The 22,502-nt window shown below is 64.0% G+C and carries 22 protein-coding genes and 1 pseudogene; 10 read left to right on the top strand and 13 right to left on the bottom strand.

What is annotated here, in order from left to right; translation table 11 throughout:
• Nucleotides 1-24 precede the first annotated feature (24 nt).
• Nucleotides 25-504 (top strand): Lrp/AsnC family transcriptional regulator, encoded by a 480-nt coding sequence (locus IVB45_RS31685; protein ID WP_007596676.1) that lies wholly within the window; start codon nt 25-27, stop codon nt 502-504.
• An 89-nt stretch (nt 505-593) separates the two neighbouring features.
• Here the strand turns inward: IVB45_RS31685 and greA are convergent, their stop codons facing one another.
• The 3 genes from greA to IVB45_RS31670 all read right to left on the bottom strand — a co-directional run bounded on the left by greA (nt 594) and on the right by IVB45_RS31670 (nt 6,058).
• Entirely contained in the window at nt 594-1,067 is a 474-nt protein-coding gene (gene greA, locus IVB45_RS31680) for a transcription elongation factor GreA (protein ID WP_007596674.1), read from the bottom strand.
• A 212-nt stretch (nt 1,068-1,279) separates the two neighbouring features.
• On the bottom strand, nt 1,280-4,744 hold the full coding sequence (gene carB / locus IVB45_RS31675) for a carbamoyl-phosphate synthase large subunit (protein WP_247358015.1): 3,465 nt from the start codon (nt 4,742-4,744) through the stop codon (nt 1,280-1,282).
• Between the two features lie 144 nt (nt 4,745-4,888).
• The gene (locus IVB45_RS31670) at nt 4,889-6,058 is read right to left on the bottom strand and encodes an MFS transporter (protein WP_247358016.1); all 1,170 of its coding nucleotides are present in this window, start codon (nt 6,056-6,058) and stop codon (nt 4,889-4,891) included.
• 111 nt (nt 6,059-6,169) lie between these two features.
• On the opposite strand from IVB45_RS31670, the gene IVB45_RS31665 reads away from it, so the two are divergent.
• Nucleotides 6,170-6,541 carry a helix-turn-helix transcriptional regulator gene (locus IVB45_RS31665; protein ID WP_247358017.1) on the top strand — a complete coding sequence of 124 codons (372 nt, stop codon included), beginning with the start codon at nt 6,170-6,172 and terminating at the stop codon, nt 6,539-6,541.
• Nucleotides 6,542-6,821: 280 nt separating this feature from the next.
• Here IVB45_RS31665 and IVB45_RS31660 read toward each other — a convergent pair whose 3' ends face one another.
• Entirely contained in the window at nt 6,822-7,523 is a 702-nt protein-coding gene (locus IVB45_RS31660) for a class I SAM-dependent methyltransferase (protein WP_247282519.1), read from the bottom strand.
• Between the two features lie 113 nt (nt 7,524-7,636).
• Between IVB45_RS31660 and IVB45_RS31655 the strand changes: the two genes are divergently transcribed.
• On the top strand, nt 7,637-8,161 hold the full coding sequence (locus IVB45_RS31655) for a DNA starvation/stationary phase protection protein (RefSeq protein WP_027565316.1): 525 nt from the start codon (nt 7,637-7,639) through the stop codon (nt 8,159-8,161).
• A gap of 123 nt (nt 8,162-8,284) precedes the next feature.
• Here the strand turns inward: IVB45_RS31655 and IVB45_RS31650 are convergent, their stop codons facing one another.
• Nucleotides 8,285-8,806 carry a hypothetical protein gene (locus IVB45_RS31650; RefSeq protein WP_247358018.1) on the bottom strand — a complete coding sequence of 174 codons (522 nt, stop codon included), beginning with the start codon at nt 8,804-8,806 and terminating at the stop codon, nt 8,285-8,287.
• Between the two features lie 128 nt (nt 8,807-8,934).
• Entirely contained in the window at nt 8,935-10,125 is a 1,191-nt protein-coding gene (carA, locus tag IVB45_RS31645) for a glutamine-hydrolyzing carbamoyl-phosphate synthase small subunit (protein WP_027565314.1), read from the bottom strand.
• Nucleotides 10,126-10,259: 134 nt separating this feature from the next.
• On the opposite strand from carA, the pseudogene IVB45_RS31640 reads away from it, so the two are divergent.
• The 4 genes and pseudogenes from IVB45_RS31640 to IVB45_RS31625 all read left to right on the top strand — a co-directional run.
• Nucleotides 10,260-11,000: pseudogene (locus tag IVB45_RS31640) on the top strand (alpha/beta hydrolase); the annotation flags it as partial.
• Between the two features lie 33 nt (nt 11,001-11,033).
• On the top strand, nt 11,034-11,489 hold the full coding sequence (locus IVB45_RS31635) for a GatB/YqeY domain-containing protein (RefSeq protein WP_007614677.1): 456 nt from the start codon (nt 11,034-11,036) through the stop codon (nt 11,487-11,489).
• Nucleotides 11,490-11,710: 221 nt separating this feature from the next.
• Nucleotides 11,711-12,847 (top strand): epoxide hydrolase family protein, encoded by a 1,137-nt coding sequence (locus IVB45_RS31630; RefSeq protein WP_247358020.1) that lies wholly within the window; start codon nt 11,711-11,713, stop codon nt 12,845-12,847.
• A 119-nt stretch (nt 12,848-12,966) separates the two neighbouring features.
• On the top strand, nt 12,967-14,577 hold the full coding sequence (locus IVB45_RS31625; RefSeq protein WP_247358021.1) for an acyl-CoA synthetase: 1,611 nt from the start codon (nt 12,967-12,969) through the stop codon (nt 14,575-14,577).
• Between the two features lie 14 nt (nt 14,578-14,591).
• On the opposite strand, the gene IVB45_RS31620 is transcribed toward IVB45_RS31625, so the two are convergent.
• A complete protein-coding gene (locus tag IVB45_RS31620; protein WP_247358022.1) occupies nt 14,592-16,820 on the bottom strand; it encodes an ATP-binding protein in 2,229 nt (742 codons plus the stop codon).
• 313 nt (nt 16,821-17,133) lie between these two features.
• Between IVB45_RS31620 and IVB45_RS31615 the strand changes: the two genes are divergently transcribed.
• Nucleotides 17,134-17,907 carry a DUF2189 domain-containing protein gene (locus tag IVB45_RS31615; RefSeq protein WP_247358023.1) on the top strand — a complete coding sequence of 258 codons (774 nt, stop codon included), beginning with the start codon at nt 17,134-17,136 and terminating at the stop codon, nt 17,905-17,907.
• A 27-nt stretch (nt 17,908-17,934) separates the two neighbouring features.
• Here IVB45_RS31615 and IVB45_RS31610 read toward each other — a convergent pair whose 3' ends face one another.
• Together IVB45_RS31610 and IVB45_RS31605 are read right to left on the bottom strand one after the other, a co-directional pair.
• Nucleotides 17,935-18,126: a hypothetical protein gene (locus IVB45_RS31610; RefSeq protein ID WP_247358024.1), complete on the bottom strand. Its 192-nt coding sequence runs from the start codon at nt 18,124-18,126 to the stop codon at nt 17,935-17,937.
• Nucleotides 18,126-18,932 carry a transglutaminase family protein gene (locus tag IVB45_RS31605; RefSeq protein WP_027565307.1) on the bottom strand — a complete coding sequence of 269 codons (807 nt, stop codon included), beginning with the start codon at nt 18,930-18,932 and terminating at the stop codon, nt 18,126-18,128. The genes IVB45_RS31610 and IVB45_RS31605 overlap by 1 nt, the downstream gene beginning before the upstream one ends.
• Nucleotides 18,933-19,296: 364 nt before the next feature.
• Between IVB45_RS31605 and IVB45_RS31600 the strand changes: the two genes are divergently transcribed.
• On the top strand, nt 19,297-19,518 hold the full coding sequence (locus IVB45_RS31600) for a hypothetical protein (protein ID WP_247282510.1): 222 nt from the start codon (nt 19,297-19,299) through the stop codon (nt 19,516-19,518).
• A gap of 18 nt (nt 19,519-19,536) precedes the next feature.
• On the opposite strand, the gene IVB45_RS31595 is transcribed toward IVB45_RS31600, so the two are convergent.
• From IVB45_RS31595 to IVB45_RS31585, 3 genes are read right to left on the bottom strand one after another with little or no spacing between them, the layout of a single operon-like run.
• A complete protein-coding gene (locus tag IVB45_RS31595) occupies nt 19,537-20,049 on the bottom strand; it encodes an SRPBCC family protein (protein WP_247358025.1) in 513 nt (170 codons plus the stop codon).
• Nucleotides 20,046-20,516, bottom strand: coding sequence for an SRPBCC family protein (locus IVB45_RS31590; RefSeq protein ID WP_247358026.1), 471 nt, complete (start codon nt 20,514-20,516; stop codon nt 20,046-20,048). Before IVB45_RS31590 ends, IVB45_RS31595 begins: the two co-directional genes overlap by 4 nt.
• Entirely contained in the window at nt 20,509-20,823 is a 315-nt protein-coding gene (locus tag IVB45_RS31585; RefSeq protein ID WP_027565303.1) for a metalloregulator ArsR/SmtB family transcription factor, read from the bottom strand. Before IVB45_RS31585 ends, IVB45_RS31590 begins: the two co-directional genes overlap by 8 nt.
• 165 nt (nt 20,824-20,988) lie before the next feature.
• Here IVB45_RS31585 and IVB45_RS31580 point away from each other — a divergent pair, with 165 nt between their 5' ends.
• A complete protein-coding gene (locus tag IVB45_RS31580; protein WP_081747781.1) occupies nt 20,989-21,609 on the top strand; it encodes a LysE family translocator in 621 nt (206 codons plus the stop codon).
• An 11-nt stretch (nt 21,610-21,620) separates the two neighbouring features.
• On the opposite strand, the gene IVB45_RS31575 is transcribed toward IVB45_RS31580, so the two are convergent.
• Nucleotides 21,621-22,427, bottom strand: coding sequence for an N-formylglutamate amidohydrolase (locus tag IVB45_RS31575; RefSeq protein ID WP_247358027.1), 807 nt, complete (start codon nt 22,425-22,427; stop codon nt 21,621-21,623).
• Nucleotides 22,428-22,502: the final 75 nt, after the last annotated feature.

The raw sequence follows: 22,502 nt of genomic DNA, 5'->3' as shown, positions 1-22,502 counted from the left end.
GCAAAGGCCAGGAGTTCCAATCACGTGTCGCGGAACCTAGACGAGATCGACCTGAAAATTCTCACCGAGATTCAGGCCGACGGTCGAATCACGAATGTCGAGCTGGCCAAGCGCGTCGGCATTTCGCCACCGCCCTGCCTGCGCCGAGTCCGGGCGCTGGAGGAGGAGGGGTATATCCATGGCTATCGCGGGCTCTTGGACGCGCGCAAGCTCGGCTTCGACGTCACGGTGTTTGCCGCAGTGCACCTCTCCAGCCAGGCCGAGGCGGATTTGCGCGCCTTCGAGGAGTTCGTCCGCGCCGAGCCGCTGGTGCGCGAGTGCTGGATGCTGTCGGGCGAAGTCGATTTCATCCTGAAATGCGTCGCACCCGACATGGCCACCTTCCAGGATTTCGTCACCCATTTGACCGCCGCCCCGCACGTCCGCAACGTGCGGACCTCGCTGGTGCTGCACAATTCGAAATACGAGGCGGCCGTGCCGCTCGACGTGAGGGGACGAAGGTAGCGTCTCCTCCGTCATTGCGAGCAACACGCAGATACAGAAAAGGCCGCGCAGTGCGCGGCCTTTTTCAAATCACACGCAACGGCAAATCGTTACCGCCACTCCACCTTGGTAATCTCATAAGCCTTGGCGCCGCCGGGTGCGTTGACCTCGACGGTTGAACCCTTCTTCTTGCCGATCAGCGCGCGCGCGAGCGGCGAGGTGATGGAGATGCGGCCCTTCTTGGCGTCGGCCTCGACCTCGCCGACGATCTGCCACACCGTCTTCTTTTCGGTGTCCTCGTCGACCAGTGTCACGGTCGCGCCGAACTTGATGGTGTCGCCGGACAGCTTCGAGATGTCGATGATGTCGGCGCGCGCGAGCTTGTCCTCGAGCTCGGCGATGCGGCCTTCATTGTGGGACTGCTCTTCCTTCGCGGCGTGGTATTCCGCGTTCTCCGACAGGTCTCCGTGCGAGCGCGCCTCGGCGATATGCTCGATGATCCGCGGACGGTCCTCCGACTGGCGCTTCTTCAGTTCTTCCCCGAGCGCGGCAAAGCCGCCCGCAGTCATCGGTACCTTTTCCATCTCTTCTCTCGTCCTTCGGTCGCGCGCGCCCTGACATGTCAACGCGCACGCAACTTGATTCGTCAGTCTGTCCGGGGGCTCAACGCGCGTGCCGCCGAACGTTCATATGGGCTTGGCGCCGGAACAGAACAACCATATGGCCGGACAGTTCCTCCGGCCATAGTGGCTTCATCGCCAATCACTTAGCGGAAGGTTGGGCCTCCCGCTCGCGATCAGGTTTCCGAAAAGTAGCTCTGCAGGGTCCGAACCTCAAGGTCCCCGCCCAGATAGGCGTGGATGCCCTGCGCGGCCGCCACGGCCCCGGAAAGAGTGGTGTAATACGGCACTTTATGCAAGAGGGCCGCGCGCCGCAGAGAACGGCTGTCGGCGAGCGCCTGCGGGCCTTCGGTGGTGTTGAAGACGAGCTGGACCTCGCCATTGGTGATGGCGTCGACGATGTGCGGCCGGCCCTCCAGCACCTTGTTCACCTTCTCGGTCGGGATGCCCTGGTCGGTCAGGAAGCGGGCCGTGCCCGATGTCGCCAGCACCTTGAAGCCGAGCGAATGCAGCTCGCGAACGGCCTCGGTGATGCGCGTCTTGTCGCTCTCGCGAACCGAGACGAACACCGTACCCTTGCGCGGCACTCGTGTGCCGCCGCCGAGCTGGCTCTTGGCGAACGCCACCGCGAAGGAGCGATCGATGCCCATGACCTCGCCGGTCGAGCGCATCTCGGGGCCGAGCACGGTATCGACGCCGGGGAAGCGGGCGAACGGAAACACCGATTCCTTCACGCCGACATGGTCGAATTTCGCCTTCTTCAGCTTGAAATCGGCAAGCTTCTCGCCGGCCATGATACGCGCCGCGATCTTCGCGACCGGCGTACCGACCACCTTGGCGACAAAGGGCACGGTGCGCGAGGCGCGCGGATTGACTTCGAGCACGTAGATCTCGCCGTCCTTGATGGCGTATTGCACATTCATGAGGCCGACGACGTCGAGGCCGAGCGCCAGCTCGCGGGTCTGCCGCTCCAGCTCCTCGATCATTTTGTCGTCCAGCGAGTGCGGGGGCAACGAGCAGGCGCTGTCGCCGGAATGGATGCCGGCTTCCTCGATGTGCTCCATGATGCCGACGATGAAGGTGTCCTTGCCGTCGCAGAGGCAGTCAACGTCGATCTCGGTCGCATCGGACAGATAGCGGTCGAACAGCAGCGGGTTTTTGCCGAGGACGGTGTTGATCTGGCCGGTCTTGTCGTTCGGGTAGCGCGCCTTGACGTCCCCCGGCACCAGCTCCGGCAGCGTGCCGAGCAGGTAATCGCTGAGCTGGTTCTCCTCGCGGATGATTTGCATCGCGCGGCCGCCGAGCACGTAGGACGGGCGCACCACCAGCGGCAGGCCGAGATCGGTCGCGACCAGGCGCGCTTGCTCGACCGAATAGGCGATGCCGTTCTTGGGCTGCTTCAGCCGCAGCTTGTCGAGCACCCGCTTGAAGCGGTCGCGGTCTTCCGCAAGGTCGATGGCGTCGGGCGAGGTGCCGAGGATCGGCACTTCGGCGGCTTCCAGCGCGCGCGCGAGCTTGAGCGGGGTCTGGCCGCCGAACTGCACGATTACGCCGTGCAGCGTGCCGTTCGTGCGTTCCTTTGCGATGATCTCCAGCACGTCCTCGGCGGTGAGCGGCTCGAAATAGAGCCGGTCCGCAGTGTCGTAGTCGGTCGACACCGTCTCCGGGTTGCAGTTGACCATGATGGATTCGTAGCCGGCGTCGTGCAGCGCGAAGCAGGCGTGACAGCAGCAATAGTCGAATTCAATGCCCTGGCCGATTCGGTTCGGGCCGCCGCCGAGGATGATGACCTTCTTCTTGTCGGACGGCGAGCTCTCGTCCGCAGGCGCGCCCGCGAACGGCGCCTCATAGGTCGAGTACATGTAGGCCGTGGGCGAAGCGAACTCGGCCGCACAGGTGTCGATGCGCTTGTAGACGGGGCGAACGCCGAGCGCGTGGCGCTTCGCCGTGACTTCCGCCTCCGTCGTCTCCGCGATCACCGCAAGCCGGGCATCGGAGAAGCCCATGGCCTTGAGCGTGCGCATGCCGAAGGCGTTGCCCGGCAGGCCGTTCTTGCGGACCTTCGCTTCCATGTCGACGATGCCGCGCATCTCGCTGAGGAACCACGGATCGATCTTGCAGGAATTGAAGATCTCCTCGTCCGACCAGCCGAGCCGCATCGCCTGCGCGACCTGGAGCAGCCGGTTCGGTGTCGGCGTGCCGAGCGCGGCGCGGATCGCATTCTTGTCATCGTCGCGGCCGAGACCTTCGATCTCGATCTCGTCGAGTCCGGTGAGGCCGGTCTCGAGCCCGCGCAAGGCCTTCTGAAGGCTTTCCTGGAAGGTGCGGCCGATCGCCATGACTTCGCCGACCGACTTCATCGACGTGGTCAGCGTGGTGGAGGCGCCGGGGAATTTCTCGAAGGCGAAACGCGGCACCTTGGTGACGACGTAGTCGATCGTCGGCTCGAATGAGGCCGGCGTGGCGCCGCCGGTGATGTCGTTGGCGATTTCGTCGAGCGTGTAGCCGACCGCAAGCTTGGCGGCGACCTTTGCGATCGGAAAGCCGGTGGCTTTCGAAGCCAGGGCGGAGGAACGCGACACGCGCGGATTCATCTCGATGACGACCATGCGGCCGTCTTCGGGATTGACGCCGAACTGCACGTTGGAGCCGCCGGTCTCGACGCCGATCTCGCGCAGCACCGCCAGCGAGGCGTCGCGCATGATCTGGTATTCCTTGTCGGTCAGCGTCAGCGCCGGCGCCACCGTGATGGAATCGCCGGTGTGCACGCCCATCGGATCGAGGTTCTCGATCGAGCAGACGATGATGCAATTGTCTTTCTTGTCGCGCACCACCTCCATCTCGTACTCTTTCCAGCCGAGCACGGATTCTTCGATCAGCACTTCGTTGGTGGGAGACGCATCCAGGCCGCGCTCGATGATATCGAGGAACTCTTCCTTGTTGTAGGCAATGCCGCCGCCGGTGCCGCCCATGGTGAAGGACGGGCGGATGATCGCGGGCAGGCCGATCTCGGACAGCGCCATCAGCGCCTGGCCGAGCGCATATTCCTGATAGCGCTTGCGGCGGTCGCTCTCGCCGAGCGTCCACTGCCGCTCGAGTTCTTCGAGCGCAGCGCCCGATGCCTTTGCGCGATCGGCCTGGTACTTGTCGCGGAAGGACTTCTTCAGGGCGGAGGCGTTGGCGAGCCGCGACTTCGGCGTCTCGAGCCCGATCTTGGTCATGGCCTCGCGGAACAGCTGGCGGTCCTCGGCCTTGTCGATCGCGTCCGCGGTGGCGCCGATCATCTCGACGTCGAACTTGTCGAGCGTGCCTTGCTGGCGCAGCGACAGCGCGCAGTTCAGCGCGGTCTGTCCGCCCATGGTCGGCAGCAGCGCGAAGCCGCCGGGAATGACGTGACGTTCTTTCTCGATGATTTTCGCGACGATCTCGGGCGTGATCGGCTCGATATAGGTCGCATCGGCCAATTCCGGGTCGGTCATGATGGTGGCCGGATTGGAATTGACGAGGACGATGCGATAGCCCTCTTCCTTCAGCGTCTTCACCGCCTGGGTGCCCGAATAGTCGAACTCGCAGGCCTGGCCGATCACGATGGGACCGGCGCCGATGATCAGGATGGTGGTGATGTCTGTACGTTTGGGCATCAACTCTCGCCGAAGTGGAATTTGGGCACAAAAAAAGGGCGCGCCTGCTGCGCGTCCCTTTGGCCGAGAGCGCGTTGGTCCCCCTCGCGCGCGGGGTGGGTCTTAGACCAGTTTTCAGGGCGGCGAAACCCCGAAAAACGCCCATCAACCGGCAATTTTGACGGGTTTTGGCCGGGCCTGCCAGCCGCGGGCGAGATGGACCAGAAGAGCCGCCGAAACGCTCAATCCGCCGACCCAGCCCAGATCCGCCGGGCTCCACGCCGCAAGCACGGCGCCGCCCAAGGCTCCGCCGATCGCAAAGCCGAGATACATGGCCGAGGCGTTGAGCGAGAGCGCGATCATCGAGGCCTGCGGCTCAATCCGGATGATGCTGGCGACCTGGGCCGGGTAGAACGCCCATCCCGAGATGCCCCAGAGGAAGATCGCGCCCAGCACCGCATAACGCGCCTGTCCCGGCATCAGCTTCAGGACCAGCGAATGCAGGATCAGCGCGCTGGCCATGCCGGCAAGCCCGAGACCTGCTGTGGCGAGCGTGCCGAGCCGGTCGGCCAGGACGCCGCCGAGCATGTTGCCGATCGCGGCCGCGCCGCCGAACACCAGCAGCGCGAGGCTGATCTGCGAGGCGTCGAATCCAAGGCCGTGCAGCGGGACCGCGAAATAGGTAAACACGGTGAAGCCGCCGAGCGCCCATAAAATCGTGATCAGAAGCGCGACCAGGACATTGCGGTGACGCGCCACCGCCAGCCGATCGCTGAGCGAGGCTGTGTTGCGCGGCAGGCCGCGGGGCAGGCCGAGCAGGAGGCCGGCGAGCGCAACGGCGCCGATCAGGGCGACCATGGCAAAGGTCGCGCGCCAGCCGAGTAGGCTGCCGACGAGATTGCCGAGGGGAACGCCGATGACGGTCGCAACCGTGAGGCCTGAGGTGACGAGCGCCACCGCGCGGCCGCGCCGCTCCGGCGCGGCGACGGCCACGGATACGGCCAGCGCGGTCGGCATGCACAGCCCGGAGCCTAACGCCATCAGCATGCGCGAGGCCAGCAACAGGGCGTAATTCGACGCCACCATGGCCGCGAGGTTTCCGGCAATGAAAGTCGATAGCGCCAGGGCCAGCACGGTGCGGCGGTCGATATTGTTCAGCGTCACCGCCAGGATCGGCGAGCCGACCGCGTAGGTGAGGGCGTAGGCCGTGACCAACTGGCCGGCGGCGGGGACGGAAATCGCCAGGTCGGTTGCGATAGACGGCAAAAGCCCAGCAATGACAAAGCCTTCCGTGCCGATCGCAAAGGCCGCCCAGGCCAGCCAGAATACGCTCATCAGGAAAATCCCTATGTTCAACGTTTATTGAACTATGGGTGGGACCGGGTCGCGAGTCAATTGGTTCAAGAACTATTGAACATTGAGGCCATTTCGCTATGATCTCAGACCATGAGCCGCACGCCTCCTCACCCCACCCGCGAGCAGATCGAACTGCCGATGGTCCTGGATTGCCTGAGCGATCCGATCAGATTGGCGATTGTGTATCAGCTCGCCCAGCAGGAACCTGTCAGCGGCGAGCTGTGCTGCGGCGACTTCAACGCGCTCAGCGGCAAGTCGAATCTTGCCTATCACTTCGCCAAGCTACGCGAATGCGGCCTGATGCAGACCCGCGTCGCCGGCACCAACCGGTTCGTGCGGCTGCGCCGCGCGGATCTGGACGCACGCTTTCCGGGCCTGCTCGATGCAGTCATCACGTCCGCGGCAAAGGATGCCGACCGGCTGCGGCTGCTGTCGGAGCACGATCTGGTTGAGGCTGATTGAGGATTGGGCGGCCAGTCCGTCTTCGCTTGCGCTTCGCTCCAGCTACGCCGGACACGCTTCGCCCCTTCGGGTCTCGCGTGGCTGCGCCACGCGTAGCCCCGCAGGGGCGAAGCGTGGAGACCCGGCCTGGATTTGAACCAGGATAAAGAGCGATGCATCGCCCTCGCGTAGACACTTCCGCCACCGGGCCGCGGCGATCATTACTGATCGGGGTGCGACAAGCCACCTCAGGCAGACGTTATGCTTAACGAACTCAGGAAGCTTACCGAATCCGAGAGGTTTACCGAACTAATGGCGGCCGCGCGACGAACGTCATGCGCCAGCTATTGTGGCCGATATTGCGGTGAGCGCGCTGGACCGTGAAGCCGGCGGTCTTGAGCTTGGCGGTGATCTCCTCCTCACTGTAGCGCTGCAGCCCGATGCGCGTGCGCAGCTGACGGTAATCCGACAATGCGGTGCTGATCAGCCCGATCAGCGCATCTTTCAAAAAGCCGTGACGAAGGCCGAAGCTGAGTAGCGCTGTGACGTCCCTGAACATGCCGACATTGGGCTGGAGGATGTCGCCGAGCACCAGCTTGCCGGAGGGCTTCAGGATGCGGCGGAAGTTGAGGAGCGCTGCGTCGAGCTCGTCCGGCGCCATGTATTGCGCGACCGAGTTCATCACGACGAGATCGATCGACTGCTCCTGCATGTTGTGGACGTCATCGAGCGAGCGGACGCGGATTTTCGTGTTCGGGGCAAACCGCGCGATCAACCGGCCGCGCACGCCGGGCGCGGGCTCGGCGAGGATCAGCTTGCCGCAGACAGCCGCGACCTGGCTCGCCGACAGCGCCTCGCCGCAGGCATAGTCGAGCACGGTCGCCTCGGGCGAAGAAATGTAGCCGATGATGTCCCGCGCGATGATCTGGAAGTGCAAGTCGCGATGCAGCTTGCTGACATAGATCGTGTGCGTCGAGTCGTAGTAATCGATCCAATCGTCCATGGTCGTCGAGGTCCCCGGCCAAACGGTTCCGCTGAAGGAACCGGCGCTGCCCGCCTGCGTTAGGGGTGCGGCGGCGCGCCGTCAATGTTTGCGTCCTAACAGGAAGGTTTCCCGTGAGCAAAGCCCCACAAAAGGTCTCGCCCGACCTCGATACACCCACCGATCTGTCGTCCCAGGCGGTCAACAAGGTTTCGGAGGCGCTCAACGTGCTTCTGGCCGACGCGTTCGCGCTGTATCTGAAGACCAAGAATTTCCACTGGCACATCAGCGGCCGGCATTTCCGCGATTATCATCTGCTGCTTGACGAGCAGTCCGACCAGATCTTCGCCACCACCGACCAGCTCGCCGAGCGCGTCCGCAAGATCGGCGGCGTCACGCTGAAGTCGATCGGGCAGATCGCCAAGCTTCAGACCATCAAGGACAACAATGAAGACTATGTCCCGCCGCGCGAGATGCTGCGCGAGTTGATGCAGGACAACAAGCATGTCGCCGCCGCAATGCGCAAGGCACACGAGGTCTGCGACGACGCCGGTGACGTCGCCAGCGCCAGCATCCTCGAAAACTTCATCGACGAGACCGAACGCCGTACCTGGTTCCTGTTCGAAGCCACAAGACAGGAAGGTGCGAACGAGGCGTAGGTGACGCTGTCGTAGGGTGGGCAAAGGCGCGCTCTTCGCGCGCCGTGCCCACCATCTATCCGCAGTTCAAACTGTTTGGTGGGCACGCTTCGCTTTGCCCACCCTACTGCACCGTCTTTGTAGCTACCGCCACAACCGCATCAACGCCCCATCCTTCCCCGTCACCGGATCGGCCGGCGGCAGCGCGACGTTTGGAATCGTCTTCAGCGCTTTCGCGTGGTTCTCCGGCGTTGCGCGGGTGATCTCCATCTTCGCACCCGGCGGATAAGCGCCGATCACGCAGAAATCCTCGCTCGCCTTGATGCGCTGGTGACCTGTGCCGGCGGGCAGGATCGCGACGTCGCCGGCCTTGATCTCCAGCTCCTGGCCATGGTCGCCGCCGAAGCGGACGCGCGCGCTGCCACGCGCAACGCCGAGCACCTCGTGCACCGTCGCGTGATAATGCAGATAGTCGAAGACGCCATTGCGCCACGTGCCGCCCCAGCCGTTCGCTTCGAACAAGCGTTCGATCGTCTCTTCCGGCTGTCTGGAATCGAGCTTCACCGCGGCCTGGTAGACCAGGAAGGGAAGGATATTGTTCGGCACGAGCCCGTCATCCTCAAACACGATGGCGAGCGGCTCGGCATTGTCGCGGACGACGGACATAAGGGGCTCCTGCGTGAGCGTAGCAGGGATCAACGAAGGGAGCTAAGCGGCGTTCCTTTCACGAAAAAAGCCCGGGACCAGGCCTGGGCTCTTTGTCATGACGTTAATTGCGAAAGAGCGCGCGCGCCTTACGCGCTCTTGTTCTGCCGCATCAGATCCGCAAAACGCTGGAACAGATAGTGCGAGTCGCGCGGACCCGGCGAGGCCTCGGGGTGGTACTGCACCGAGAACACCGGCTTGCCGTCGAGCTGGATGCCGCAATTGGAGCCGTCGAACAGCGAGATGTGGGTCTGCGTCGCGCCGGTCGGCAGGGTGCTCTCGTCCACGGCAAAGCCGTGGTTCATCGAGGTGATCTCGACCTTGCCGGTGGTCTCGTCCTTCACGGGATGATTGGCGCCGTGATGGCCCTGGTGCATCTTCTTGGTCTTGGCGCCGACGGCGAGGCCGAGCATCTGATGGCCGAGACAAATTCCGAATGTCGGCGTGCCCGACTTGATCACGTCCTGGATCACGGGCACGGCATATTTGCCGGTCGCGGCCGGATCGCCGGGACCGTTCGACAGGAACACGCCGTCCGGTTTCATCGCCAGGATGTCCTCGGATGACGTCGTTGCCGGCACCACCGTGACCTTGCAGCCGACGCCGGCGAGCAGGCGCAGAATGTTGCGCTTGATGCCGTAATCGATGGCGACCACGTTGAACTCAGGCTTGTCCTGACGGCCAAAGCCCTTGTCCCAGAGCCAGGGCGTTTCGTCCCATGTGAAACGCTGGCCGGAGGTGACCATCGGAACGAGGTCCATGCCCTCGAGCCCCGGCCATTCGCGCGCTTCTTCCTTCAGGCCGTGCAGGTCGAACTCGCCATCCCTGGCGTGTGCGATCACGGCGTTGGGCATGCCCTTGTTGCGGATCAGCGCGGTCAGCGCGCGGGTGTCGATGCCGGACAGGCCGATGATGCCGCGGGCCTTCAGCCACTGGTCGAGGTGCTTGGTGGCGCGGTAGTTCGAGGGATCGGTGATCGCGGTGCGCAGGATCACGCCGCGCGCGCCGGGCGTCGCGGCCATGTTCACCGTCTCGATGTCGTCGTCATTGGTGCCGACATTGCCGATATGCGGGAACGTGAAGGTGATGAGCTGGCCGGCATAGGAGGGATCGGTGAGGATCTCCTCGTAGCCGGTCATCGCGGTGTTGAAGCAGACCTCGCCGACGGCTTGGCCTTCGGCGCCGAGGCCAAAGCCTTCCAGCACCGTGCCATCGGCAAGCACCAACAGCGCGGTCGGTTTGTGGTCCGGCCAGGCGTGATCGTTATCATGTTGTGTCATGAGCCCGGTTCATAGTCCCCGCGGGCGCCGGCGTCAAAGCGGAGATGCGCCGATTCACATGCGTTTTTGCATATTTGACAGGTCGCCTTGGGCCCCTAAGCTCCGCAGCATAATTTCCGACCAATTCCGGGGCTTGGGAGGCAACAATGGACCAGACGACACCGATTCTGCTGGTTCCGGGATTAGCCTCCTCGGCCCGGATCTATGCGCCGGTCATCCCGGCGCTGTGGCGGTTCGGCCCGGTGATGGTCGCCAACCATATTCGCGATGACAACATGGCGGCGATCGCCCGGCGGGTGCTGAGCGAGGCGCCGCCGCGCTTCGCGCTCGCCGGCCATTCCATGGGCGGCTATATCGCGCTCGAGATCATGCGCCAGGCGCCCGAGCGGGTGGCCAGGCTGGCATTGATCAACACTCAGGCGCGGCCCGACACGGAGGAGGCGACCGCGCGCCGCCGTGGCCTGATGGAGCGGGCTAGGCGCGGCGAGCTGCGTGCCGCGCGCGAGGAGATGTTTCCCGAACTGGTGCATCCGTCGCGCCGCGACGATGCCGGTATTCGCCAGCTCGTGCATGAGCAGGGCGAGGACGTCGGCGTCGAAGGCTATCTGCGACAGCAGACCGCGATCATCGCGCGGGTGGATTCACGGCCGACGCTTGCGACGATCAAATGCCCGACATTGGTGCTGACGGGCGATGCGGACAACACGATTCCCAACGCACTCTCGAAGGAGATGGCGGAGGGCATTGCCGGTGCAAGGCTCGTCGTTTTGGAGGATTGCGGACACCTGCCGCAGCCGGAGCAGCCCGCGGCGACGGTACGCGCGCTGGTCGAATGGCTGGGCCCCCCGGTTGTCTCAGGGCCGCGAACGGCCTAGATCAGGCCTCGGATATGCTAGGGGAGCACGATCATGCTGCGCGACGACATCAACAATGCGGTCAAGGAGGCCATGAAGGCCAAGGAAGAGCGCAAGCTGTCCACGCTGCGCATGGTCAATTCGACCATCAAGAACGCCGACATCGAGGCGCGCGGCAGCGGCAAGCCGCCGCTCTCGGACGCGGACCTGCTCGGCGTGTTTCAGAAGATGATCAAGCAGCGCCAGGAATCGGTCGAGCTCTACGAGAAGGGCGGCCGTGCCGAGCTCGCGGCGCAGGAGCGCGAGGAGATCGCGGTGATCTCGGCGTATCTGCCGAAGCAGATGTCGGACGACGACGTCAAGAAGGCGATCTCGGATGCCATCGCCGAGACCGGCGCCGCCGGCATGAAGGACATGGGCAAGGTGATCGCCGTGCTGAAGACGAAGTACGCCGGCCAGATGGATTTCGGCAAGGCTTCCGGTTTGGTGAAGGCTGCTCTGACGGGCTAGTTCTTGCCCTCTCCCCTTGTGGGAGAGGGGGGATCGCCGCGTAGCGGCGAGACGGGTGAGGGGGCTCGCTCCGCGTGTGCCACTCTCACGACAAGAATTTGCCGACAGAAACCCCTCATCCGGCGCTTCGCGCCACCTTCTCCCACAAGGAAGAAGGGTGCACCTTTGATGCGGCGCCCGTTCGGTCTACTCTCTCCCGATAGACAAATCGGGAGCAACCGATGACTGCCATCAAGCCGTTTCGCATCGCCATCAGCGACGACATTCTCACCGACCTCAAATCGCGCCTCGCCCGCACGCGCTGGCCGGAGGCGGAGCTGGTCGACGACTGGAGCCAAGGTGCGCCGCTGAAATGGATCCAGGAGATCTGCGCCTATTGGGCCGATGGCTATGACTGGCGCGCGCGCGAGGCAAAACTCAACCGCTTCGAGCAGTTCACCACCGAGATCGACGGGCTCGACATCCACTTCCTGCATGCGCGCTCGAAGGAGCCGTCGGCGCTGCCGCTGATCATCACCCATGGCTGGCCCGGCTCGATCGTCGAATTCCAGAAGGTGATCGCGCCGCTGGTCGATCCTGTCGCGCATGGCGGCAATCCCGCCGATGCTTTCCACGTCGTCTGTCCGTCGCTGCCGGGCTTTGGGTTCTCCGGCAAGCCGAACACCACCGGCTGGGGCGTCGATCGTATCGCCGCGACCTGGGCCAAGCTGATGGACCGGCTCGGCTATATCAGTTATGGCGCGCAGGGCGGCGACTGGGGCTCGGCGGTGACGACCTCGCTTGGCATGCAGGATGACGAGCATTGCACCGGCATCCACATCACGCTCGCCTTCAACGCCGCGCCGAAGGTCGAGGGCGAACCGACACCGGAAGAGAAACGCGCGCTCGCCGGCCTCAAGCATTATGTCGACCTCGACTCCGGCTATTCGAAGCAGCAATCGACGCGGCCGCAGACACTCGGTTACGCTCTGACCGATTCGCCGAGCGGACAGGCGGCCTGGATTTTGGAAAAATTCTGGGCCTGGACCGATTGCAACGGTCATCCCGAAAACATCTTCACCAAGGACGAACTGCTCGACAACGTCATGCTCTATTGGGCGACGGAGACGGCGACCTCGTCTGCGCGGCTCTATTGGGAAAGCTTCGGCAAGCGCCGGACCTCGCCCGTCGTCAAGGTGCCGACGGGCGTGGCTGTCTTCCCCAAGGAGATCATCACGCCGGTGCGGCGCTGGATGGAGCCGAACTTTCACAACATCACGCATTGGAGCGAGATGGAGAAGGGAGGCCATTTCGCCGCATTCGAGCAGCCGGAGCTGTATGTCGGCGAGGTCAGAAAGTTCTTCCGGACGGTGCGCTGAGACGCATTCTCCGTCAGGCCCGGGCTTGTCCCGGGCATCCACGTCCTTAAACTCAGGTCAAACAAGAACGTGGATGGCCGGGACAAGTCCGGTCAAGACGACGCTGCCGGGAAACGACCATGCTCACTGAAGCCAACACCTATGACGAACTCTACAGCAATTTCCACTGGGAGATCCCGGCGCGCTTCAACCTGGCGGAGGCTTGCTGCGATCGCCACGCCGACGGCACCGGCCGGCTCGCGTTGGTCTATGTCGACGAGAACGGCGCCATCACGCGCACATCCTTTGACGAAGTTGCGGAGATGTCGCGCCGCTTCGCCAATGTGCTGAAGGCAGATGGTCTTGCCCGCGGCGACCGCGTCTCGGTGTTCCTGTCGCAGTCGCTGGAGCTGCCGATCGCGCACATGGCCGCGTTCCGTTCGGCGATGATCTCCATTCCGCTGTTCGCGCTGTTCGGCGAAGACGCGCTGGAATTCCGTCTGTCGAACTCGCAGGCCAAGGCGATCGTCACCGACAAGGCGGGCTGGGAGAAGCTTTCGAAGATTCGCGACCGTCTGCCGGAGCTGAAGAATGTCTACATCGTTGGCGAACGAACGCCGGCGGGCACGACATCGTTCTGGAATTCGGTCAAGGCTGCATCGCCCGACTTCAGGCTGGTGGACACGTCTGCTGACGATCCCGCGCTGATCATCTACACCTCGGGCACGACGGGCAATCCGAAGGGCGCGCTGCACGCACACCGCGTCGTGCTCGGGCATCTCCCCAATGTCGAGATGTGCCACAACTTCCTGCCGCGCCCCGGCGATCTGATGTGGACGCCGGCGGATTGGGCCTGGATCGGTGGCCTCATCAACGGCCTGTTCGCGTTCTGGTATCACGGCATTCCGCTGGTCGGCCACCGCGCGCGAAAATTTGAGCCGCAAGCGGCGATGCAGATGATGGCCGATCTCGGCGTGCGCAATGTCTTCCTGCCGCCGACCGCGCTGAAGCTGATGCGGCAGGCCGGCGTGACGCATTCCGGAGTCAAGCTGCGCAGCATCTTTACCGGCGGCGAGTCCCTCGGCGGCGAGCTGCTCGGCTGGGTGCGCGAGACTTTCGGCGTCGACGCGCACGAGGTGTTTGGCCAGACCGAATGCAATCTCGTGATCGGCAGCAACGCGAATCTGTTTTCGATCCGCCCCGGTTCGATGGGCAAGGCGACGCCGGGTTTCGATGTTCGCATCGTCAACGACAGAGGCGAGGAGCAGCCACGTGGCCAGCGCGGCATCATCGGCGTGCGCCAACCCTGTCCTTGCACGATGCTGGAATACTGGCGCAATCCGGAGGCGACGGCGAAGAAATATGCTGGCGAGTTCCTGCTCACCGGCGATCTCGGCGTGCAGGACGAGGACGGTTACTTCTGGTACGTGAGCCGCGAGGACGACGTCATCACCACCGCCGGTTATCGCGTCGGTCCTTCCGAGATCGAGCACACGCTGATGAAGCACCCGGCGGTGGCGATGGCGGCGGTGGTCGGCATTCCCGATCCGATCCGCACTGAATCGATCAAGGCCTGGATCGTGCTGCGCCCGGGCTTCGCCGCCGGCGACGCACTCGCGCGCGAGATCCAGGAGTTCGTCAAGGTGCAACTCGCCGCCCACGAATACCCGCGCTTCGTGGAGTTCGCGGAGACACTGCCGATGACCGCCACCGGAAAGGTGCTGCGGCGCGAGCTGCGAGCGCTCGGGTAGAGCACATCGTCATCTCACCGCTGCGGCGTCGACAGCGCGGATCGCAGCATCGCGGCGAGGTCTCGCCGCCGGAACGGCTTGGTCAGGATGCGGGCATCGCCGATCCCGTCGGGCGCCTTGACCGGATTTTGGCTGTAGCCGGAGGTGAAGAGCACCTTGAGCCCGGGCCGCAACTGGATTGCTTGCCTGGCAAGCTCCGGCCCGAACATGCCGCCGGGCATCACGACGTCGGTGAACAGCAGGTCGATGTCCGCGGACTGGCGCAACAAGTCGAGCGCCGCCGGGCCGCTTGCGGCCGTGATGACGCGGTAGCCGAGCGCCTTCAGCTCGCTTTCGACATAAGTCCGAACCATGTCGTCGTCCTCGACGACGAGAATGGTCTCGCTTCCTTCGCGCGTGACGATCCCTTCGGCGGGTGAGGCGTCCTCGTTTGGCGGTGCCGCCAAGCGGGGAAAGAACAGCCTGACGGTGCTGCCTTGTCTCGGTGCGGACTGCATCTGCACCAGCCCGCCGGACTGCCGAACAAACCCGTAGACCATGCTCAGGCCGAGCCCGGTCCCCTTGCCGACCTCCTTGGTGGTGAAGAACGGCTCGAACGCCCGGCTCGCCACCTCGGCAGTCATGCCGCTGCCGGTGTCGGTCACGGCCACCATGACATAGTCGCCCGGTCGCGGTTCGGCGTTGATGTCCAAGTCGGATTCACCGAGCGACACGTTGCGCGCCTCGATGGTCAGCCTGCCGCCCAACTGCATGACATCGCGCGCGTTGAGCACGAGATTGAGCAGGGCCGTCGTCAGCTGGCCGGGATCGACGCTGGTCAACCCCACATCCGGTTCGAGCACGAAAGCGCATTCGATGTGCTCGCCCAGCGGCCGGCGCAACAACGCCTCCATCTCCTGAATCTTCTCGCTAATGTCGATGTCTCGCGGCCTCAGGGGCTGCTTGCGCGCGAAGGCGAGCAGGCTCCGCGTCAGGTCGGAGCCGCGCTCGGCGGCTGTCGCGATGTCGCCGGCGATCCGGTGCAACTCCTTGTTCCCCGCCAGCCTGTCGGCAAGGTGCTCCGAATTGCCGAGAATGACGGTGAGGAGGTTGTTGAAGTCATGCGCCACGCCGCCGGTGAGCTGGCCCATGGCCTCCATTTTCTGGGATTGGCTGAGCTTCTGGTTGAGGTCCGCGATGGCCGCGCGTTGCTGCTCGAGCGACTCGGCGGTGCCGTTGAGCAGGGTCATCAATCCGCCCAGCTCGCCGCGCGGATGGGGTGGAGGAATTCGCGCGCTGAGATCGCCGAGCCCGAGTCGCTTCGCCATGTTGGCGAGTCGCCCGACCTGGCGCCCGACGCTCACGGTTGCGAGGATCCATACGCCGGCCAGCAACAGCAGCAAGGCCACCGCGAGGATCGCCATGTCCTCGTAGAGCCGGCGATTCGCCGCCGCGACCAGTCCGTCCTTGGAGCGTCCGACCAAGATGAAGAGGCCGGCATCACGGATCGAAGGCGAGTGGGCGACGGCCCAGACCTGCGTGCGGCCGTCGCGATCGGTCACTTCCTGAAATGCCTTTTGATCGGGAGCCGTCGCGAAGCGGAGCAGGTCGGATCCCGCAATCGACGCGCCCACGGGCGCGGTCCAGCCGGCTATCGAGGGGGCGACGAGAACGGTGCCCTTAGCGTCGATGAGCAGGACATCCTTCTCGGCGAGCAGCCGCTTGTGGTGATACTCGGCGAATTTACGCAGGTTGAACGAGGCGAGCAGCACCAGCTTCAGCGCGCCCGCCTCCGATCGCACCGGATATGCGATCTGGAGCACCGATATTCCGGTCAGCCGGCCGAATACCGGCTCCACCACGACGCTGCGCGAGACCAGGGCCTGCTTGAAATAGGCGCGATCCCTCAGATCAAGGGTGCGGTTGGTCCGCAGCGAGTCGCAGAACAGGCTGCCGTCCGGGTCGATGGTCAGGATTCCCGTGAACTGAGGGTATTCCTCGCGCACGTCCGATAGAAACGCCGAGCACGCCGCCTTGTCGCGCGTGTCGAGGTCGCGCGCGCGGGCCAGACCGTAGTGAAGCTGCGCGGTTCCTTGAATCTTCTCACTCAGATCGCTGGCAATGTCGTCGGCCGAGGCCGCCAGATTGGCCAGGGCGGCGTTGATTTCACTGCTCCGGTTCTGCACGAAACGGAGCCCGACGAGGCTCGCCGGCACCAGCATGGCCGCGATGACGAGCATCAGTAGCCGGGTACGCAAGCTCATCGGTCGGACGGTCCAATCTGGTCATCGCGCGCTCGTTCAAGGACCCAATTTGCGGCACCACCCTCCGCTCAGTCCATAGGCAACGGGCCGAAAAAGTCCTCGACGAGGAAAGATTTCGAGCTAGTTGCAGCACGGATGAGCTTCTCGAAAGGAGCGCCGCCGATGGCGCGATGGCTTTCCCGGGTCTGCGCCGGCGGCCTCGGGATACCGTCGTCCGGCCGTCAACTCGCGCGTGCGCGCCGGCCGCGGGGACGCTAAGATCGAGGTCATCCGCGTGCGACGGAGATCGCACCGGCTAAGGAGGAGGGAGCTGATGTCCATTTCGGGCAAGGTCGATCCGGTGGTGCGTCCCGTCGCGGCGACCGACATCGCCGAGGCGCTGGTCGAGGGCCTGCGTGATTTCCAGGCGCTGCCGCTTTACGGCCTTTGCTTCGGCGCGCTCTACGCCGCCGGCGGCACTGCCATCATGCTGTGCTTCACTGCGTTCGGCATGGTCTATCTGATCTATCCGCTGGCCGCCGGCTTCGCGCTGCTCGGGCCATTCGTGGCGATCGGGCTCTATGAAGTCAGCCGCCGTCGCGAGCGCGGCGAGCCCGTCTCGCCCGGCGCGATCTGGTCGGCCGTGCGCGCGCGCGGCGAGATCGGCTGGATGGCCTTCGTCACGCTGTTCGTCTTCGTGGTCTGGATGTATCAGGTGCGGCTTCTGATCGCGCTGCTGCTTGGCCTGCATGCCTCGTTCTCGAGCCTGCAGGAGTTCATGACGGTGGTGCTGACCACGAACGAGGGCTTGCTGTTCCTCGGCATCGGCAACGCGGTCGGCGCGGTGCTGTCGCTGATCCTGTTTTCGCTGACCGTGGTGTCGTTTCCGCTGCTGCTCGACCGCGAGGTCGATTTCGTCACGGCGATGGTGACAAGCGTGCGCGCGGTCGTCGCCAGCCCGCTGCCGATGATTGGCTGGGCCGCGGTGATCGTGATGGTCCTGATCGTCTCGGCGCTGCCGTATTTTCTGGGGCTGGTGGTGACGCTGCCCGTGCTCGGGCACGCGACCTGGCATCTTTATCGGCGCATCGTGGTGCCGGTGGCGTAACAGCGAGCCGGACGCAACGGCAGCGAACTATTCGCCCGTTGCCAGCCGGCGCTCGCCTGATGAGGTCAGTTCGAGTTCACCGAGGCGCCTGACCGCATAACCGAGGTTGGTCAGCCGCTCGCCGTGCGCTTGCGGAATTTCGCCTTGCGCCTTGCCCTTGCCGATCTCGGCCAACGACGCAAATTCATCGGCGCTAAGCGTAACGCTGCTGTCTGTCATCAGGCAACCTCGTCGGTCCATACTTTGAAATTGAGCAGCTTATTCGGACCGAAGGTCTGGGTGATCGGGACGTCCGCGGCATCGCGTCCTTGCGCGATCAGCACGCGGCCGATCCGCGGCGTGTTGTTGCGGGGATCGAACATGTGCCAGCTTCCGCCGAGATAAGCCTCGAACCATCCGGCGAAATCTCCCACGGCCCAGGGCTTCGGCGTGCCGATGTCGCTGAGATAGCCGGTGCAGTAGCGCGCCGGGATGTTCATGCAGCGGCAGAACGCGATGGCAAGATGAGCATAGTCGCGGCACACACCCTTGCCTTCGTCGTAGACTTCCCGCGCCGTCTTGGTTGCGCGCGCGTGCTCATAGCCGAAGGCGATGTGACGATGAACGAAATCGCAGATGGCCTGGACCCGCGCCCAGCCGGGCGGCGTGTGCTCGAACAATTTCCATGCGATATCCGACAGGCGATCGGTCTCGCAGTAGCGACTGCCGAGCAGATAGACGAGCGTGTCGGTCGGCAGCGCCTCGACGGCGTGCTGAACTGCGTTCGGAAACGCCGGGTCGGGCAGGCCGCTGTCACTCACGACCCCATCGCCGGCAAGGCGAAAGGTGCCGGCCGGCGCTACGATGCGGCTGCACCAATTGCCGAAGAGGTCGCGATAGGGAGTGATCGGCACCGAGGGTCTGGTGGTCACCAGGTCGGGCACGATGACATCGGAGGCGCGGGTGAAGTGCGTGCCCAACACCATGATCATAGGCGTGGGCTGCGGGAATTCGTACAGCATCTCAAACCCGACGCGGAGCTTCATACGTTTTTCCCTTGGCTAAGCTCCCAACATGGCTACGAAGCGGCCGATCACAAGGCTTCGACGGCTTATTCGGTCGCGAACGGCAATTTGCGCTTCAAAAGCGCGGCACGGGCGAGAAAACGATAGCTAATTGCGGCGATTGCGCGCACGGTGCCGACAACGTCGGAAAGAACCTGTCGTCTCTGCGCATATGCAGCGCCACGACTATTCGCGCGACGTGAAGCGCCTCATTCCCTCGCACTGGCGGAGCCGACTCATCGCGACGTCGCAACAGCGGTCGTTGCGTATATTGCACGCTCCAGCGGTGAGGCGGACGCGGCACGCCCGTGCCGCGGACGCCAGAAGGTTTCACCGCGATTCTATCATGAGATCGAACGCCAACCGAAAGCACCCGATGCAAACTCAACCGATGCAAGCTCTCTCGCCACGGCACGTCAAGACAGAAGAAGCGCTCCGGCTCGGCGTCGAGTCGGGCTGGTACGCGATCAAGGTCAGCGGGACCTTTGTCTCGGGCCCGCACGTTTCGGAAGCAGATTGCAGTCGCAAGATCGACGAAATCAATCCGCCGGTGAAGAAGAAGCGGTGACGGCGCAGGGTTCGTCCGCTACGGCGTCTTGATCCCCATCGCCCTCAACGCTTCCAGCATCTGCGCCGGCGGCGCCATCTTGATCTGCGGCGCCTTGCCCGTTTCCAGCAGGCTCTTCAGCCCCGACAGGATTGCGGGCCAGCCGGTGCGGCCGCCGGAAAGGATGTCGTCGCTGAGCGGGCGGTCGTGACGTTCGCTCATGGTGAGGCGGACGGCCTCGCCGGCTTGTTCGATCTCATAAGTGACAAGCGTGGTGCCGAGCTTCGCGACGAGGTCGGGCCAGTTGACGTTCCACGTCACCGTCAGCCTGTTCGGCGGATCGTATTCGAATACATCGCCCGAGATGTGTTCCGACCCGTCAGGCGCGCGCACGATGAATTTGCCGCCGAGTCTGGGCTCCATCTCAACCGCAAAGCCGGAAAAGTATTTGCGGCTGAACTCGGCGGAGGTCAGCGCCTCCCACACCTGCTCCGGCGTCGCGGCGATGTAAATCGTGTAGACGGTGAGCGGCTTGAACTGATCGAGGTTCATTTTGCATCAAATCCCTTGTTGAGGGCTGCGCGCGGAATGGCCAGCACTTTGCCGCGTTCCAGCAGGCTCTTGAGGCCGGACAGGATCGCCGGCCAGCCGTTGGAAACGGCGCCGAGATATTTGCCGCCTTCGACGAAGCCGTCATGCAGCACGGTCAAACGCACGAGCGAGCCGAACGGTTCGATGGTGAACACGACGCGCGAGATCGGTTCGCCGCGCAGCTCTTCGTATTTCTGGTGCTTGAAGCTGTAGGACAACCGCCGCGGTGGATCGGCTTCTAGGATTTCGCCGGAATCGGTGGTCTCGCCGTCCAGCAGCAGCGCGAAAGGGGAGCCGATTTTCCAGTCGGACCTGACCTCGGCGCCAAACCAGTATTGCTTGCTGAACTCGCTTGATGTCAGCGCCTCCCACAGCCTCGTTGGCGTGGTCTCGATGTAGGTGACATAGACGAATTGCGGCTTACTCATCACGCTTCTCCAACTGGCGTTTCAACTCGCCGAGTGCGGCGAGCTTGCCGCGCTCGAATTTCTTGATCCAGCGCTCGCCGATCTGATGGATCGGAACCGGATTGAGATAGTGCAGCTTCTCGCGGCCGTGCCTGATGGTCGTGACCAGGTTGGCCTGTTCCAGAATCGCAAGGTGCTTGGTCACCGCCTGGCGCGTCATCGCGAGGCCTTCGCAGAGCTCGTTCAGCGTCTGGCCGTTCCTGGTGTGAAGCCTGTCGAGCAGCGACCGTCGTGACGCATCGGCGAGCGCTTTGAAGACCTCATCCATGGCGACGATAATAGGCAACCAAATGGTTGCCTGTCAAGGCGGTGATGCATCGTGCGCGGCTCGTGTTCCTGCAGACACCGGAGATGAAGACGTGGGAGCTGCGGCGCTGGACGGACATTGAGTGTCATGCATTAATGCCCAAACCGCTCTCAGCGAGTCCTCCCCATGATGTCTCTGCAAGCCTATCTCGCCTTCCTTGCCGCCTGCATTGCGCTGGCGCTGCTGCCGGGGCCGATCGTCACTCTCGTCATCGCCAACGGGCTGCGCCACGGCACGCGTGCGGCGCTGACCAATGTGGCCGGTGCGCAGGCCGGCCTCGCCATCGTCATCGGCATCGTCGCGGTCGGCCTGACCTCGCTGATGGCGACCATGGGCTACTGGTTCGACTGGGTGCGCTTTGCCGGCGCCGCCTATCTGGTTTGGCTCGGCATCAAGCTGATCTGGGCGCCGGTCGAGGGCGTCAATGTCGACCAGCCGCCGGCGCCGCCGCGCGGCGGATTCTTTCTGCAAGGTTTCCTGGTGCTGCTGTCGAACCCGAAGGTGCTGGTGTTCTTCGGCGCCTTCATCCCGCAGTTCATGGACATGAATCGCGACCACTTCCCGCAGGTCGCGCTGCTGGGTGCAACCTTCATGGTCACTGCGGTGATGACGGACGCGCTCTACGCCATCGCCGCGGGGCGGGCCCGAAAGTTCTTTTCGGCTCGCCGCACCCGCATGATGTCGCGCATCTCCGGCGGGTTCATGATCGGCGGCGGCATCTGGCTGGCGCTGACCAGGGCAAAATAACCGCCATCGGGCTAGTCGATAAGCCTCTCTGCCCGCAGCTCCAGCTCGATCTCCGCAAAAATCCTCGCCAGCCGCTCGGCCCATTGTTGCTGGCCGGACTGGTCCGCGATCAGATCCTGGCGGATCTCGATGCCGGTGTTGACGAGGCCGCGGGCTTCGCCGTGGACGGGGATGGTGTAGTCGGTGAGGTCGTTGACCGCGTAGGGCTCGTTGTCGCCGACGACGAGATCGCTCTCTCTGCTCAGATGTCTGAGCAACAGCTGCGGCAGCACGGTGTCGCGATTGTAGAGCGCGCCGATGTGCCAGGGGCGCGCGACGCCGGCGTAAACGGGGGTGAAGCTGTGCAGCGATACCAGCACTGTCGGCCGCTTGTCGTGCACGCGGCGGCCGATCGCGGCCTCGATACGGCGGTGATAGGGCTCGAAGATCTCGCGCCTGCGCGCTTTGCGTTCCTGCTCCGAAATTCCCTCGTTGCGCGGGATCGCGGTTGCTTCGGAAATCAGGGGGATAGAGCTCACGGCGCCGGGCGGGCGGTTGCAGTCGATCACCAGCCGCGAATAGCGCTGGGCGATCAGATGTGCGCCCAGCATCTCTGCGAGCCGGTCGGCGACCCCCGCAATGCCGATGTCCCAGGCGATATGCCGCGTCAGCTCGCCTCCCGCGACGCCGAGATCGCCGAGCGCACGCGGCAGGACCCGTCCGTAGTGGTCCGAGGTGAGCAGAAAAGGCGAGGTCCCTTGCGCATTCACCTCGTGCACTGGGGGGACGTCACCCTCGCTGAGGAGTTGATTGGTCGCCTCGATTGTGTCTAAAGCCATCCTGATTGCCTAATGAAACAGCAGTCACCCCGAAGAATCGGGCGGGATTGCTATAGATTGGTCCGCCCGACCTCA

This window comes from Bradyrhizobium sp. 4 (assembly GCF_023100905.1).
GTDB lineage: Bacteria > Pseudomonadota > Alphaproteobacteria > Rhizobiales > Xanthobacteraceae > Bradyrhizobium.
Note: the sequence above shows the minus strand (reverse complement) of the source record. Positions and strands in the feature narration are given on the sequence as shown.

Excerpts from the sequence above, each read along its gene's own strand:
- carA (WP_027565314.1), bottom strand. The coding sequence starts at position 10,125 with ATGACACAACATGATAACGATCACGCCTGGCCGGACCACAAACCGACC.
- IVB45_RS31575 (WP_247358027.1), bottom strand. The coding sequence starts at position 22,427 with ATGGCTTTAGACACAATCGAGGCGACCAATCAACTCCTCAGCGAGGGT.
- IVB45_RS31635 (WP_007614677.1), top strand. The coding sequence starts at position 11,034 with ATGCTGCGCGACGACATCAACAATGCGGTCAAGGAGGCCATGAAGGCC.
- carB (WP_247358015.1), bottom strand. The coding sequence starts at position 4,744 with ATGCCCAAACGTACAGACATCACCACCATCCTGATCATCGGCGCCGGT.
- IVB45_RS31665 (WP_247358017.1), top strand. The coding sequence starts at position 6,170 with ATGAGCCGCACGCCTCCTCACCCCACCCGCGAGCAGATCGAACTGCCG.
- IVB45_RS31595 (WP_247358025.1), bottom strand. The coding sequence starts at position 20,049 with ATGAACCTCGATCAGTTCAAGCCGCTCACCGTCTACACGATTTACATC.
- IVB45_RS31590 (WP_247358026.1), bottom strand. The coding sequence starts at position 20,516 with ATGAGTAAGCCGCAATTCGTCTATGTCACCTACATCGAGACCACGCCA.
- IVB45_RS31580 (WP_081747781.1), top strand. The coding sequence starts at position 20,989 with ATGATGTCTCTGCAAGCCTATCTCGCCTTCCTTGCCGCCTGCATTGCG.
- IVB45_RS31630 (WP_247358020.1), top strand. The coding sequence starts at position 11,711 with ATGACTGCCATCAAGCCGTTTCGCATCGCCATCAGCGACGACATTCTC.
- IVB45_RS31605 (WP_027565307.1), bottom strand. The coding sequence starts at position 18,932 with ATGAAGCTCCGCGTCGGGTTTGAGATGCTGTACGAATTCCCGCAGCCC.
- IVB45_RS31650 (WP_247358018.1), bottom strand. The coding sequence starts at position 8,806 with ATGTCCGTCGTCCGCGACAATGCCGAGCCGCTCGCCATCGTGTTTGAG.
- IVB45_RS31660 (WP_247282519.1), bottom strand. The coding sequence starts at position 7,523 with ATGGACGATTGGATCGATTACTACGACTCGACGCACACGATCTATGTC.
- IVB45_RS31670 (WP_247358016.1), bottom strand. The coding sequence starts at position 6,058 with ATGAGCGTATTCTGGCTGGCCTGGGCGGCCTTTGCGATCGGCACGGAA.
- IVB45_RS31585 (WP_027565303.1), bottom strand. The coding sequence starts at position 20,823 with ATGGATGAGGTCTTCAAAGCGCTCGCCGATGCGTCACGACGGTCGCTG.
- IVB45_RS31615 (WP_247358023.1), top strand. The coding sequence starts at position 17,134 with ATGTCCATTTCGGGCAAGGTCGATCCGGTGGTGCGTCCCGTCGCGGCG.
- IVB45_RS31600 (WP_247282510.1), top strand. The coding sequence starts at position 19,297 with ATGAGATCGAACGCCAACCGAAAGCACCCGATGCAAACTCAACCGATG.
- IVB45_RS31620 (WP_247358022.1), bottom strand. The coding sequence starts at position 16,820 with ATGAGCTTGCGTACCCGGCTACTGATGCTCGTCATCGCGGCCATGCTG.
- IVB45_RS31625 (WP_247358021.1), top strand. The coding sequence starts at position 12,967 with ATGCTCACTGAAGCCAACACCTATGACGAACTCTACAGCAATTTCCAC.
- greA (WP_007596674.1), bottom strand. The coding sequence starts at position 1,067 with ATGGAAAAGGTACCGATGACTGCGGGCGGCTTTGCCGCGCTCGGGGAA.
- IVB45_RS31610 (WP_247358024.1), bottom strand. The coding sequence starts at position 18,126 with ATGACAGACAGCAGCGTTACGCTTAGCGCCGATGAATTTGCGTCGTTG.